Origin of the sequence: Deinococcus sp. (assembly GCF_018260555.1) — a bacterium.
Classification (GTDB): Bacteria; Deinococcota; Deinococci; order Deinococcales; family Deinococcaceae; genus Deinococcus.
Map to the genome: position 1 here is coordinate 1185 of NZ_JAGLBB010000070.1, position 11597 is coordinate 12781.

Annotated in this window: 15 protein-coding genes and 1 pseudogene; 10 read left to right on the top strand and 6 right to left on the bottom strand. The window is 65.3% G+C overall.

Annotation, left to right across the window (positions count from 1 at the left end):
- Positions 1-86 precede the first annotated feature (86 nt).
- Genes QZ271_RS12145 through QZ271_RS12155 form a run of 4 tightly spaced genes read left to right on the top strand, consistent with a single transcriptional unit; the run spans position 87 to position 1888 of the window.
- Positions 87-356, top strand: a complete 270-nt coding sequence (locus QZ271_RS12145) for a transposase (protein WP_291431835.1) — start codon at positions 87-89, stop codon at positions 354-356.
- A 23-nt stretch (positions 357-379) separates the two neighbouring features.
- Entirely contained in the window at positions 380-1024 is a 645-nt protein-coding gene (locus QZ271_RS12150) for an IS3 family transposase (protein ID WP_291431837.1), read from the top strand.
- Positions 936-1661: an integrase core domain-containing protein gene (locus QZ271_RS14545; protein WP_367114374.1), complete on the top strand. Its 726-nt coding sequence runs from the start codon at positions 936-938 to the stop codon at positions 1659-1661. The genes QZ271_RS12150 and QZ271_RS14545 overlap by 89 nt, the downstream gene beginning before the upstream one ends.
- Positions 1658-1888: a helix-turn-helix transcriptional regulator gene (locus tag QZ271_RS12155; protein ID WP_291431839.1), complete on the top strand. Its 231-nt coding sequence runs from the start codon at positions 1658-1660 to the stop codon at positions 1886-1888. Before QZ271_RS14545 ends, QZ271_RS12155 begins: the two co-directional genes overlap by 4 nt.
- Before the next feature lie 108 nt (positions 1889-1996).
- Here QZ271_RS12155 and QZ271_RS12160 read toward each other — a convergent pair whose 3' ends face one another.
- The 5 genes and pseudogenes from QZ271_RS12160 to QZ271_RS12170 all read right to left on the bottom strand — a co-directional run bounded on the left by QZ271_RS12160 (position 1997) and on the right by QZ271_RS12170 (position 5353).
- Positions 1997-3382, bottom strand: coding sequence for an ATP-binding protein (locus tag QZ271_RS12160; RefSeq protein WP_291431841.1), 1386 nt, complete (start codon positions 3380-3382; stop codon positions 1997-1999).
- Positions 3379-4047, bottom strand: coding sequence for a response regulator transcription factor (locus QZ271_RS12165; RefSeq protein WP_291431843.1), 669 nt, complete (start codon positions 4045-4047; stop codon positions 3379-3381). The genes QZ271_RS12160 and QZ271_RS12165 overlap by 4 nt, the downstream gene beginning before the upstream one ends.
- Positions 4028-4231 carry a phosphatase PAP2 family protein gene (locus QZ271_RS14550; protein ID WP_367114375.1) on the bottom strand — a complete coding sequence of 68 codons (204 nt, stop codon included), beginning with the start codon at positions 4229-4231 and terminating at the stop codon, positions 4028-4030. The genes QZ271_RS12165 and QZ271_RS14550 overlap by 20 nt, the downstream gene beginning before the upstream one ends.
- Positions 4232-4247: 16 nt before the next feature.
- Positions 4248-4391: pseudogene (locus QZ271_RS14555) on the bottom strand (phosphatase PAP2 family protein); the annotation flags it as partial.
- A 305-nt stretch (positions 4392-4696) separates the two neighbouring features.
- Positions 4697-5353 carry a phosphatase PAP2 family protein gene (locus QZ271_RS12170; RefSeq protein ID WP_291431845.1) on the bottom strand — a complete coding sequence of 219 codons (657 nt, stop codon included), beginning with the start codon at positions 5351-5353 and terminating at the stop codon, positions 4697-4699.
- Positions 5354-5494: 141 nt separating this feature from the next.
- Between QZ271_RS12170 and QZ271_RS12175 the strand changes: the two genes are divergently transcribed.
- Entirely contained in the window at positions 5495-5929 is a 435-nt protein-coding gene (locus QZ271_RS12175) for a hypothetical protein (RefSeq protein ID WP_291431847.1), read from the top strand.
- Between the two features lie 163 nt (positions 5930-6092).
- Here the strand turns inward: QZ271_RS12175 and QZ271_RS12180 are convergent, their stop codons facing one another.
- Positions 6093-6698, bottom strand: a complete 606-nt coding sequence (locus QZ271_RS12180; protein WP_291431849.1) for a VTT domain-containing protein — start codon at positions 6696-6698, stop codon at positions 6093-6095.
- A 264-nt stretch (positions 6699-6962) separates the two neighbouring features.
- On the opposite strand from QZ271_RS12180, the gene QZ271_RS12185 reads away from it, so the two are divergent.
- The 5 genes from QZ271_RS12185 to QZ271_RS12205 all read left to right on the top strand — a co-directional run bounded on the left by QZ271_RS12185 (position 6963) and on the right by QZ271_RS12205 (position 10873).
- Positions 6963-7820: an undecaprenyl-diphosphate phosphatase gene (locus tag QZ271_RS12185; RefSeq protein ID WP_291431851.1), complete on the top strand. Its 858-nt coding sequence runs from the start codon at positions 6963-6965 to the stop codon at positions 7818-7820.
- Between the two features lie 5 nt (positions 7821-7825).
- Entirely contained in the window at positions 7826-8467 is a 642-nt protein-coding gene (locus tag QZ271_RS12190) for an ATP-binding cassette domain-containing protein (protein ID WP_291431852.1), read from the top strand.
- The gene (fetB, locus tag QZ271_RS12195; protein ID WP_291431854.1) at positions 8464-9261 is read left to right on the top strand and encodes an iron export ABC transporter permease subunit FetB; all 798 of its coding nucleotides are present in this window, start codon (positions 8464-8466) and stop codon (positions 9259-9261) included. The genes QZ271_RS12190 and fetB overlap by 4 nt, the downstream gene beginning before the upstream one ends.
- Before the next feature lie 228 nt (positions 9262-9489).
- Complete coding sequence (locus QZ271_RS12200) at positions 9490-9720, top strand: phosphatase PAP2 family protein (RefSeq protein ID WP_291431856.1); 231 nt, start codon at positions 9490-9492, stop codon at positions 9718-9720.
- 340 nt (positions 9721-10060) lie between these two features.
- Positions 10061-10873 (top strand): hypothetical protein, encoded by an 813-nt coding sequence (locus tag QZ271_RS12205; protein ID WP_291431857.1) that lies wholly within the window; start codon positions 10061-10063, stop codon positions 10871-10873.
- Positions 10874-11597: the final 724 nt, after the last annotated feature.

The following is an 11597-nucleotide window of genomic DNA, read 5'->3' on the forward strand; positions in this document are numbered from 1 at the left end:
AGATGGTCTGCTCCCCAGAATCTGGACAGTGTTGAATAGAGACCTCGACTCACTCCCAGCCTCCCCGCTGGAAAGAGAGGTCACCTATGAAAACCCGTCAGTTCACCGAGGCCCAGATCATCCAGCTGCTCCAGGACGCTCAAAAGGGCGAGAAATCTGTCGAGGAGCTCTGTCGCGACTTCGGGTGCAGCCCCGCTTCCTTCTACGCCTGGCGAAAGAAGTACGGTGATACGACCCCCGACGAAGCCAAACGGCTTCGCCACCTCGAGAAGGAAAATGCCCGACTCCTCCGCATCGTCGGTCAACAGCGCCCCCTGCTCGAAGGGATGAAGGAGGTCCTCGCAAAAAAGCGCTGACCCTCGCTGAGAAGCGATCAGTTGTGCAACAACTGATCGCCGCCCGCGTCCGAGCACAGCGGGCCTGCTTCCTGGCGGGGCTCCCCAAGTCGTCCTGGCACTACCGTCCCAAACCCCGTCAGGACAGCGCCCTGACGCAGCGGATCCGTGAACTGGCCCTCCTGCATCCAAGACGTGGATACCGTTTCATCCATGCACTGCTGGTGCAGGAAGGGCAACGGATCAACAGGAAACGCGTGCAGCGCATCTGGCATCAGGAAGCACTCACCGTCACGACCAGGGTCGCCAGGAAAATCCGTACTGGCGCCACGATTCCGATGAAAGCAGAGGGGCCGAACCACGTCTGGACGTACGATTTCGTCTTCGATCAGACCCTTGGCGGCGATGTGCTGAAGATTTTGACCGTCACGGACGAATGGACACGGCAGTCGCTGGTCTTATACGGACTCCGATTGAATGGGCTGCAAAGCCCTTGCAATCCGAGCGAAGCGAGTGGGAGTAGGGCGGGTTCCGGAGGTGCAGCCGGCAATCCGGTGAAGTTCCGGATTGTTGGCGAAACAAACGGAATCCGTATTACGTATGGCAGCGTCTTTCACGTCCGAAGACGTGAAAGACGCCCTGCAGTACATCATCCGCGCCCGTGGGGCACCTGGGTTCATTCGGAGTGACAACGGACCGGAGTTCATCGCCCGGGATCTGGGCATCTGGCTGCAGGGGCAGAACATCGGTACTCGCTTCATCGAACCGGGGAAACCGTGGCAGAACGGGTTTGCCGAGAGCTTCCATTCACGACTCCGGGAGGAGTGCCTGAATCTGGAAGTGTTCTACTCGGTGCTGCATGCTCAGGTGGTTCTGGAGTCCTGGCGCACGTTTTACAACACTGGGCGGCCTCATTCGTCGTTGGGCTACCGGACGCCGGATGAGTGGGCCAGGGAGGCCGACCACCAGGTGAAAAAGGGAAGGCGACAGTGTACGCAAGTCCTTGAATCGAGTCTCTACTCGAAAGTGTCCAAGCTTTGGGGTCAGGCCACCCCTGCTGTTCGAGGGAACGTTCAGGCCCGTGCGGTTCCCCCCGGCGAAGGAGAAGCTGGAACTCTTCGTCAAGTCGAGCCGGCCGGTGCTGTGGGAGCGGATGGTGCTGGACCTGAAAGTGAACCGGATGTCGTTCACCCGGAAGGCCGCGTTCCCGGCCCGGTCAGAATCCCGCACCGTAGGCCGAAACGGTTGACCCGTCAACCGTTTCGGCCTATATTGATCTGGGCTGCTGTGGGGCAGTCCCCGTTTTCATCTAGCATGACCGCGTGACGGACGAGATCAGGCACCTCATACGCGAGCGCATCCGCCAGACCGGCCTCAGTCAGGCTGACATCGCCCGCCAGATGGGCCTCGCCCCACAGGAACTCAGCCGCGCCCTGCGGGAACGCGGCAAGATCCCTCCCATCTGGGAGACCATCCTCAACCACTTCCACCTTCAGCTCACGGTCGAGCCTCAACCGGTCCCACCCCACAGAACTGACCCGACCCCCGATTGACCGGCGGGGCGAGCCGACCACCATCCGAGCCAGACGGGTCGGAGGACGACGGATTCGGGGAAGGGGTCGCGCTAGAGTTGGAACCTTTTTCCCGCTTAGGCCGTTTGGTCAGAGTGCCGTTGAATCCTCGGTGCTGTCCAGACGCAAGCGCGGGCCTGATCTGCCGCTCACTTCGGCGGCGCCATCTACTCCCGCCTCTGCCGGAAACGCGACTGACACGGTGAACGTCCTACCCTGCCACTGGGGCTGCACCTGCGCGTGCCAGCGGCGGGCCAGTGCCTCAACGAGGGCCAGTCCCAGCCCACTCCCGCTGATCGCCTGTTGTCCCACCCCCCGTTCGAAGGGCAGTTGCAACTGCGGCCAGTCGTTCGGCCGCGGCCCACCCCCTTGGTTCTGCACCGAGACCGTCACACCGGAAACGCACAGGTGCACGGGACCGGCGTCCCCGTACTTCAGTGCGTTGTCGAGCAGGTTGCTGATGACGCGCTCGACCCCGTCACGCTCGGCCATGACCCAGCTTTCCTGCACGTCCAGGTGAATGGCGCGGTCATGAAGGTGCGCGGCGTCCTCGAAGGCCTCACTGACGCTCAGCGCGGCGCTCCCCAGGTCCACCCGCGTCAACTGGATCGGGGTGTCCGTGCGGGCCAGGGCCAGCAGGCTCTCGGTCAGCGCCCCCAGGGCGTCCACGCGGCCCGCCATGCCTTCCAGTGCCCGCACGTACTCCGTCTCGCTCCGTGTCTTCTCGAGCGTCAACTCCAGGCGGCCCTTGAGTGCGGTGAGCGGCGTGCGCAGTTCATGCGCGGCAATCCGCGCAAACTGCTTCTCGCGTTCGATGGTTCCGGCCAGGCGGTCGAGCATACTGTTCACCGTGCCGGTCAACCGGGCCATCTCATCGTGTCCAGGCGCGGGCGTGACCCGCTCGGCGTAATCCCCACGCTCGGCGATGCTCTGAGCCGTGCGGGCGACCTCGTCGACCGGCTTCAGGGCCCGGTGCGCCAGCCAGTAGCCCGCCAAGCAGGCCAGGACGATCATCCCGGCGCTGCCGATCAGCAGGATGCGCGCCAGGGTCTCCAGGAATTCCCAGGTTGGGGCCACGGGCTGGGACACCCGCAGGTACAGCCCGCTGTTCACCTCCTGTGTGAGTGACCGTTCCCCCCGCGCGGTCCGGAATCCGGCGCGAACCGAGCCGGGTTCCTCCGCTATGGGACGCCCCACGCGGGAGACGACCGTCCCGTTGGCGCGCATGAGCAGGACCGTGACGTCCCCACCGGGTTTGAGTTCCGGCGTGAAGCGCACCGGGCCGCTGTCGGCTTCCAGGCTCCCCTGCGCGATGACAATCGTGTTGCGCAGCGACGCGTCCAGCGCATTCAGCACAGTACGCTCCGTGACGAGCCAGATCCCGGCGCAGCCCAGCAGCAGGATCACGCTGAACACCAGCGCGTATCCGAGGGTAAGCTTGACCCGCAGACTCAGGCGCTGCACCAGGCCCGTCACGCGCGGCCCAGGCGGTACCCGGTGCCGCGCAGCGTCTCGATCAGGCGGTCCTCGGTCTTGCGGCGGACGGTACTCACATACACGTCGATGACTTTCGGCTCTACGCCCGCGTCCCCGCTCCACAGGCGCTCGATGATCTCATCCCGCGTGAAGGCCCGCCCTGGGTGCAGGGCCAGCAGTTCCAGCAGCGCGAATTCCCGCCGGGTCAGGTCCACCCGGACGCCCGCGCGGCGCAGTTCCCGCCCGCCCAGATCCATCACCCAGCCGTGCGGGAGGGTCAGGGCATTCTGCGCGTTCCCGCCAGCCCGGCGCAGCAACGCCCGGATGCGGGCCCGCAGTTCCCTGAACGCGAACGGCTTGATGAGGTAATCGTCCCCGCCGGCCTCCAGACCCTCGACGCGGTCCTCGACCGTGCCGCGCGCCGTGAGGTACATCATGGGCGCGGTGATCCCTTCGGCGCGGAGCTGCTGGCCGAGGTGGTACCCGGCGTCGATCCCTTCCGGCAGCATGACGTCGAGGAGCAACAGACTGTACGGAAAGAGCCGGGCCAGTTCCGCGCCTTCTGCGGCGCTGCGGGCGAGGTCGCAGTCGTAGCTGTCCTCGGTCAGGCCGTCACGGAGCAGTTCGGCGATGTGGGGATCATCTTCAACGATCAGAACGCGCATGGGGTCTCCCGAACGGTGGATAGAGCAGGGTCACGACACTGTCGCTCAGCACACCCACCAGCATGCCAGCGAGGACGTCGGTCGGATAGTGCACGCCCAGCACCACCCTGGACCCTGCCATGAGGGCCGCGTACAGCAGGCCCGCGGTCAGCGCCGCCCAGCGGTGCGGCGTCCGCCAGGCCAACAGGGATCAGGGCGAGGGCCGACGCGGCTGTGGCGTGCCCACTCGGGAACGACCACCCGGAGACGTGGATATCCGTGGGCCACAGGTGTGGACGTGGCCGGCCGTAGAGCAGTTTGAGTCCCCACTGGAGGGCGGTCGCCGTCCAGAACGCGGCCGCCATCAACAGTGCTGGTCGACGCCGACCGGTGAGCCACCACAGGGCGGGCAACAGGATCAGGGGGGGGAGGTGACCCACGGGCCGCCCAGGATGTTCAGTGCCCGGCTGAGGCTCTCCAGCAGAGGCGCCGTGTGGGCGTGCAGCCACATCAGGCCGCCAGTGTCCTGCCCGGACACGGCCGCCGTCCGGCATGCCCACGCCCAGGCCAGCCACGCCCGCAGCAGGCGCGGCGATGCCCGCAGTCCACCACCAGGTCCTGGAGGCGGCGGGCGGCAGGGCCGACGTGTGGGTGTTGGGGACGTTGGCCATCAGGCATCGCCAGGCGTCGGGTGTGGCTTCAGGGAGGGGCTCAGCAGCTGGTACGCCCCCAGCACCAGGCTCAGGCCGGTCAGCCAACCGGCCAGCACATCGGTGGGGTAGTGCACGCCGAGCACCAGGCGGCCGTAGCCCATGAGCAGGGCGTACAGACCGCCCAGGATCAGCACGGGCCAGCGCCAGGGGGTCTGCCACAGCAGCAGCACCAGGCACGTGGCGAGCGCGGCGGCGGTCGTCGAGTGGCCACTCGGGAAGGACGCGCCGTTCTCGGTGATCAGCCGGGGCCACAGTTCCGGCCGGGCGCGGTGGAAGACCACTTTCATCACCAGCGCGACACCGACGGCACTGCCCAGACCGGTCGCCGCGAAGATCGCCTGCGGGTGGCGCCGGGTCAACCACAGGCCCAGCACGATCAGGACGAACACGCCGCCCATGACGACCGGTCCACCGAGGGTGTTCAGGACGACGCTGGTCTGCGTCAGCGCCGGACTGGTGTGGGCGTGAATCCAGGTGAGCATCGGCGTTTCGAAGGTGAATCGCTGCTGTTCGAGGACATCTTCGGCAAGGAACCCGACGACCAGGAGGGGCAGCAGGACACCCAGGAGCAGACGCAGGAGGGCGCGCAGGGAAAGATTTGGCGGGAGCGTCATGCCCGTTACCCTGCGCCGCGAAGGTAAAACTCCGGTATACCGTGTGCGCGAGCCGGGACAGGAGGACCCGTGAGGCCGCCCTTCAGGGTTCATGCGCGCCGGATATACTGGGAATTAACCTTCAGGCCGCACGCTGCGCTCATGACGAACCGACCCCCAGTGGCCAGCTGCTTCACGTCCCTTCACCTGCTCGGGGCGGCCCTGCTCGGCGTGATCGCCTGGGTGCACTTCAAGGACATTCCCGACAAGCTGAAGGAAACCGACTACCTGGGGTGGGCGTACATCCTGCTCGTCGCCGGGTGCGCCGCAGCGGGCGCGTGGCTGCTCTCCAGTCACCCGAGGCGCGGGTACGTGCTGGGCAGCGTCATCTCACTGGGCGCCACCATCGGGTACGTCCTGACCCGCACCACCGGCCTGCCCCACGCCACGGACGACATCGGCAACTGGGTTGAACTGAGCGGGATTGTCGCACTGGTCGCCGAGGGGGCGTTCCTGATCCTGAGTGCCGTCGCCCTGCGACCGGCCCGGACCCCGGAGACGGTCCAGGTCAGTCCGCCGTTCCCGAACGACCACTGACACGGACTCCGATTGAATGGCTTATAAAACCATTCAATCCGAGCGAGGCGAGTAGGAGCAAAACGGGTTCCGGACGTGAAGCTGGCAACCCGCCGCCCTTCCGGGTTGTCAACGAAATAAACGGAATCCGTATCAGACCCACAGCCACGATCACCCAGTCACTTCAGACCGTGTCACGTCCTTCACGCTGCCGGGCTTTGCGGAGTTCCAGCGCGATGGGAATGAAACTCAGGATGATGACGGCACCGATCACCAGCAGGATGTACCGGTCGAGTTGCGGAATGAGATGGCCCAGCAGGTAGCCCAGCAGGGGCACACTGAAGGCCCACAGCAGCCCGCCCACAACGTTGTATCTCAGGAATTGCGGGTAGCTCATCCCGCCGATCCCGGCCATGGTGGGCGCGATGGTGCGCACCACGGGGACGAAACGCGCGAGAATCACGGCTTTGCCCCCGTACTGGTCGAAGAAGGCGTGCGTCCGGGTCACGTACTCCGGTTTGAGGAACCGGCTGTTCTGGCGCGTGAAGACCTCCGGACCAAACCTCCTCCCGATGAGGTACCCGGCGCTGTCCCCGATGATGGCCGCGGCGGCGACGGTCGCCATGAGGAGCGCCAGGTTCAGCTGGCCGGACCTGGCGAGGAGGCCCGCCGTGATCAGCAGACTGTCCCCCGGCAGGAAGAACCCGGCGAGCAGACCTGATTCTGCAAACACGATTCCGGCGATGCCGATATACGACACGGACTGGATCAACTGCGGAAGATCGAACATGCGGCCACCGTAGTGGGCACAGGTATAACGGCGGTATAGCTGCGACTCCGCGCGCCCCGGGGTGGGCGAAGCGCACCGGCAGGAGAATCTCCGTTCCGCCGCGGTGAACTTCAGCGCCTTCTGGATTCGGTGGTCGTGACGGCTCCGCCTCGGTATTGGGCTGGGTATCAGGCGGATGCTGGACATGGCTGAGGGCGTCGGATGGGCCGCCCAGACCGCTGATCTGCCGACCCGCTCTGGGGCCGTGGGCCGTACGCGTGTACCGTGCTTATACCTTCGGTCTTTACGCTGCTGAGCATGATTCCAGAGGTGCAGGCCATTCTTCTTGGTGGAGTGGAGGGGGTCACGGAGTTCCTTCCAGTGTCGTCAACCGGGCATTTGATCGTGGCCGAACGGCTGATCGGTTTCAGGGATACGGGTGAAGTGTTTACCGTCGTGGTGCAACTTGGGGCCATTCTGGCGGTGGTCTGGTTCTACTGGCGGCAGCTGTGGGAGAACGTGACTCACCTGTTTCAGGGCAGTCGGCGGGCCCGGCGATTCTGGCTGAACCTCATTGTCGCGTCGCTGCCGGCAGTGGCCGTGGGACTGCTGTTTGAAGAGGCCATCAAGGGCGCGCTGTTCTCGCCGCTCACGGTCGCGATTACGTTGATCCTGGGCGGACTGGTGCTGTGGTGGGTGGACCGCAGGCCCCAGGCGGTCACCCAGCCGGAAAGAACTGAACCTGACCTGGACGTCATCACGCTGAAGCAGGCGGCTATCGGGGTTGCACAGGCCGTGGCCGTCATTCCGGGGGTATCCCGCAGTGGGGCGAGCCTCGTGGGCGGACTCCTGACAGGACTGAACCGCGTGACGGCCACGGCATTCTCGTTTTTCATGGGTCTTCCGGTGCTCGGCGGCGCGGGTCTGTACAGCCTGTTCAAGGCGCGGCACGCGCTGGGCAGCCTGCCTGGGGGCAGCGTTCCCCTCCTCATCGGCACGGTGGTGGCGTTCATCACCGCGCTGTTGTCGGTGTCGTGGCTGCTGAAGTACGTCTCCACGCACAGCTTCAGGGCGTTCGCCGTGTACCGCGTGGTGTTCGGGGCGCTGATGCTGGGACTGATCGCGTTGGAGCTGCTACGGTAAAGCCGATGGTCCTGCTGGAAGCGCGTCACCTGCACCGCCACGTGGCCGGTCGCCTGCTCTGGCAGCGTGTCGGGTTCACCCTGGAGCCAGGGCAGTGCCTGATGCTGGTCGGTCCCTCCGGCGCGGGCAAGAGTCTGCTGCTGCGAGTCCTCGCAGGGCTTGATCCACCTGAGGGGGGCGACGTGATCTTCCGGGGTCAATCCCAGCAGACGTGGAGTATGCCCGCCTACCGCGCTCAGGTCATGTACCTGCCGCAACGCGCCGTGCTGATGGGCGAAACAGTGGAGGACGCCCTGCGCCACCCGTTCTCGCTGAACGTGCATGCGGGTGTGAGGTTCGCGCAGCAGGACGCCAGGAATCTGCTGCGCGGCCTGGGCAGAAGGGACGACGTTCTGGAACAGATGACCGCGAATCTCTCAGGTGGCGAGGCGCAGCTGGTCGCTCTGACCCGCGCGCTGCTCCTGAGGCCCTCAGTGCTGCTGCTGGATGAGGCCACCTCGGCGCTGGACGTGGACGCCACCCGTCAGGTCGAGGCCCTGCTGCGCGGCTGGGTGCAGGAGGGGGAGCGCGCCGTGATCATGGTGTCGCATGACCCGGATCAGCAGGAGCGGCTGGCAACGGCCGTGCTGGCGCTGGGCGCGCAGTGAGCGAGCCAGTGGCTCTGTGGCAGGTGTCACTGGCCGCAGGGTTGATGCTGCTCAGCGTGGGCCTGAGTGCCTGGCTCAAGCTGGGGCTGGGCCGGGACATCCTCATCGCCGGCGTGCGGATGACGGCGCAACTGCTGCTGGTGGGACTGATCCTGGACTGGGTGTTCCGGCTGAACACCCCACTGCCCATCTTGGCAATCGGGCTGGTCATGACCCTGCTGGCCGCGCAGGCCGCCTCCAGTCGCCCGAGGAAACGGTATCCGGGCCTCCTGCTCGATAGTTTCCTCTCGGTGTTCGTGAGTTCATTCCTGCTGACCGGCTTGACCTTGAGCGGCGTCATCGGGGTCAGGCCCTGGTTTGAAGCGCAGTACGCGGTACCCATCCTGGGCATGGTGCTGGGCAACACGCTGACGGGCGTGGCGCTCTCACTCGACCGGTTCACTGGGGACCTGAGTACTCGGCGTGGGGAGGTGGAGACCCTGCTCGGGTTGGGGGCGACCCGCTGGGAGGCGGCGCATCCGCTGATCCGTGACGCCCTGCGCACCGGCATGATGCCGACCCTGAACAGCATGTTGGTGATGGGCATCGTGAGCCTGCCGGGCATGATGACCGGGCAGATTCTGGCTGGAGAACACCCGCAGAACGCGGTGCGCTACCAGATCGTCATCATGTTCGTGCTGGCCGCCAGTTCGGCCCTGGGGAGCCTAAGCGTGGTGCTGCTGGCGTTCCGCGCGCTCTTCGACAGGCGGGACCGACTGAGGAGTGAACGCCTCAGGGGGCAACGTGACCGATGATCAGGCGTCCTGACCATGGCGCAGCGGCGCTGGCGGAGGCTGATCCTGCTGTCTGTGACGGTGTTCTGCGGAACGTACAGCCTGCTGGTCCGGAGCGGATTATGTTTCAGGACGCCGCGAATGACGTCTTGAACCTCATCACCGTGCGCTCGCTGGCTGGGGCGGTCCTGATCCTCGCCAGTATCGATCGGCCTGCTGCGCCGCCGTCCCCGTCTGTCGCTGGCGGCCGTGGGCCTGGTTGGGATGTCGCTGGGGCTGACCGAGGTGTTCAAGCGGGTGCTGCTGCCACGTCCGCCCCTGGCTGTGGCACCGGACGTGTACATGCACAACAGTTTTCCCAGTGGGCACACCACCATCGCCATGTCGGTGCTCCTGGCGTTGGTGCTCGTCAGCCGCTCCCGGTTTCGCGGCTCCATCACGCTGCTCTGCATGCTGTACGCCCTGGGCGTGGGAAGTTGAACGTTGATTGGCACCGTTTCAGTGACACCGTCGGGGCCGGTGCCGTGGCGCTGGGTGTGGCCTGCGCGGCCAGCCTGCAGCTGTCATGCCGTGGTCTGGTGCAGCCCGCAAGCGACCTGGGTGCTGGCCGATTGAGCGAGGGCGGCGCCAGTCAGCAGGACTCCGGCCACGAGCAGGATGTTCATTTTCACGTTGGACCTCCGACGACGGTAGGCGGTGAAGGTCAATTCGCGGTATAGCCGGAACTTGCGACTGGCCGACCGGTTATACCCTCCTTTTACGTTTGGCCCGTACGGTTCACGCAGGCTCAGCCTGTGCGCAGACGCCGCGAGGAGAACCCATGAACGAAACCGTTGCCGCCCCCGCCAGGGCCCAACACACCACCGAACGCCAGCCCAACCTCTGGAGTAAAGTCCCGGAGGTCACGGCATTCTTCTGGATCATCAAGGTCCTGGCCACCACCGTCGGTGAGACGGCCGCCGATTACCTGAACTCCAATCTGCACCTGGGTCTGACCGGCACCACCCTGGTCATGAGCGTGTTCCTGATCGCCGCGCTGATCGCGCAGTTCCGGACCAGGAAGCACGTCCCCGGCGTGTACTGGCTGGCAATCGTCTTCATCAGCGTCGTGGGCACGCTGATCACGGACAACCTGACCGATCACTTTGGACTGAGCCTGTGGGTCAGTTCGGGCCTGTTCGCTACGGCCCTCGCTGCAACCTTCTTCGCGTGGTATCGCCGTGAGGGGACGCTGTCCATCCACTCGATCGACACGCCCCGGCGCGAGGCATTCTACTGGCTGACCATCCTGTTCACCTTTGCCCTCGGGACCGCTGCCGGTGACCTGATGGCCGAAACACTGTCACTGGGGTACCTGCCCTCGGCGTTCATCTTCGCCGCCCTGATTGGCGTCGTCGCCCTGGTTCAGCGTGTCGGCCGACTGAGCCCGGTGTTGACGTTCTGGCTGGCCTACATCCTGACCCGCCCGCTGGGCGCGTCCATCGGCGATTTCCTCGCGCAGGCCCGGAGCGACGGTGGCCTGGGCCTGGGCACCACCACGACCAGCCTGATCTTCCTGGTGGGCATCCTGGCCCTGACCGCCTACCTGACCGTGACCCGTGCAGACCGGATCGGGCGTGACGAGGCGGCCTGATACGGACTTCCACGCGAGCGCGAACAGCGACCAGAACGAAGGCCCACGAGGCAGGGGCCTGAAATTCCCCGGTCTCATGGGCGTTGATGCGAAGTGACCATGCCTCGGCACGCCCAGCCTACCGCTCAGCATCATCACCGCCCAGCTGAACCGGGTCACCAGCCTCAGCGGTCTCGTTCCATACAGCACCTTGCGCAAAAGTGCCGTCTCCCGGGAGACGGCGCGGGACGACTTCGCATCAAAAGAAGACCTTCAGCGCCGCGCCAGGAATGCGCCCCCCTGCGCATTCCTGGCCATTGATTTCGTCATGGTGCCTCACGCCGGACGGACGATGGAAGGCGTCAACTACCACGACAGCGGTCAGGCACAGACCCGCCTCGGGCACCAGTTCACCTCCGCTGCCCTGGTGCAGTTCGGTGAAGATCCAGCCCCCCCCTTCTGGAACACTTCAAGGTGACCCAGGTCCTGCAAACAGAGAGCCATCTGTACCGTACAGCGACTCAGGAAATGATCCACGTCGTCCAGGATTGCCCCGCGGCGGGCGTCCCCATGGCGGGTCTGTTGTTGGATGGGGAGTTCGGGCGGGACGCAGGTGTGACCTTCAGTCACGGGCAGCAGATTCCGGTCCTGATCCGTGCCAAGTAAGTTGACTGACATCTTTCAGTTTTAGAAAAGGACGTCCAGCACGGCTTCTGACCTCAGAATGAGGGTGTGAAACAGAAGA

Excerpts from the sequence above, each read along its gene's own strand:
- QZ271_RS12145 (WP_291431835.1), top strand. The coding sequence starts at position 87 with ATGAAAACCCGTCAGTTCACCGAGGCCCAGATCATCCAGCTGCTCCAG.
- QZ271_RS12165 (WP_291431843.1), bottom strand. The coding sequence starts at position 4,047 with ATGCGCGTTCTGATCGTTGAAGATGATCCCCACATCGCCGAACTGCTC.
- QZ271_RS12170 (WP_291431845.1), bottom strand. The coding sequence starts at position 5,353 with ATGACGCTCCCGCCAAATCTTTCCCTGCGCGCCCTCCTGCGTCTGCTC.
- QZ271_RS12180 (WP_291431849.1), bottom strand. The coding sequence starts at position 6,698 with ATGTTCGATCTTCCGCAGTTGATCCAGTCCGTGTCGTATATCGGCATC.
- QZ271_RS12190 (WP_291431852.1), top strand. The coding sequence starts at position 7,826 with ATGGTCCTGCTGGAAGCGCGTCACCTGCACCGCCACGTGGCCGGTCGC.
- QZ271_RS12175 (WP_291431847.1), top strand. The coding sequence starts at position 5,495 with ATGACGAACCGACCCCCAGTGGCCAGCTGCTTCACGTCCCTTCACCTG.
- QZ271_RS14545 (WP_367114374.1), top strand. The coding sequence starts at position 936 with ATGGCAGCGTCTTTCACGTCCGAAGACGTGAAAGACGCCCTGCAGTAC.
- QZ271_RS12205 (WP_291431857.1), top strand. The coding sequence starts at position 10,061 with ATGAACGAAACCGTTGCCGCCCCCGCCAGGGCCCAACACACCACCGAA.